The 1,035-nt window shown below is 62.5% G+C and carries 1 protein-coding gene; it reads right to left on the bottom strand.

The features are described from left to right. A partial coding sequence (gene gspF, locus ACWR1S_RS30820) for a type II secretion system inner membrane protein GspF (protein WP_454566138.1) occupies window positions 1-1,035 on the bottom strand: 1,035 nt, incomplete at both ends.

Below are 1,035 nucleotides of genomic sequence, written 5' to 3'. Positions count from 1 at the left end.
CAATGATCGGCAACAACACCGCCATCACAATCACCAGCACCACCCCGCCCATCACCACAATCATCAACGGCTCCAGCAACGCGGTCATGCCCATTGCCCGCCGCTCGATATCCCGCGACAGGGTTTGCGCCGCACGCTCGAGCATCGGTGGCAGCGAACCGGTTTTTTCGCCACTGGCGATCAGATGAATCAGCACCGGTGGGAAAACATTCTCCACCCGCAACGCTGCCGCCAGGTTGACGCCCTCACGCACCTTGGCCGTCGCCTCAGTGACGCTCAGGCTCAGGCGATCGTTGGACAAGGTCTGCCGCGCCGCCTCAAGTGCGCGCAACAACGGCACCCCGGCGCCGCCGAGAATCGCCAGCGTCGAGGCGAAACGCGCAGTGTTCAGGCCGAGGATGAAACGCCCGAACAGCGGCAACTTCAGCACGCGATGATGCCAACTCAAACGTGCCGCCGGATTACGCAAGTACAGACGCCAGCTCCAGAAACCTGCAGCCATGATCCCTGCGCACAGCCAGCCCCAACTGCGGATGAAATCACTCGCATTGAGCATCGCCAACGTCAGCCCCGGCAAGTCCTGACGCGCTTGGGAAAACGCGCTCACCACCTGCGGCACCACGTAACTGAGCAGGAAAATCACAATGCCGATCGACACCAGACCAACCACGCCCGGATAAATGAACGCGGTGAGAATCTTGCCACGCAGGTTGTTGCGCTCCTCGATGTAATCCGCCAGCCGCTCCATGACCTGCGCCAGATCGCCTGATTCTTCCCCGGCCGCAATCAAAGCGCGGTAAATCTCGGGAAAGTCCCGTGGTCGCGCCGCCAGCGATTCGGCCAGACGCATCCCGCTGCGCACATCCGCGCGCACGGCACTGAGCGTATGGGCGATGTGCTTTTTCTCGGCCTGCTCCACCGTGGCACTCAGCGCGGCTTCCAACGGTAGACTGGCGCCGAGCAGACTCGCCAATTGCCGCGTGGCCCAGGCCAGATCGTTGTCCGAAAGCTTGGCGCTGAACAGCCCACCGCCAC

The sequence above is a fragment of the Pseudomonas sp. AIG genome (assembly GCF_977020205.1).
This window is presented reverse-complemented; position numbering and strand designations above follow the sequence as displayed.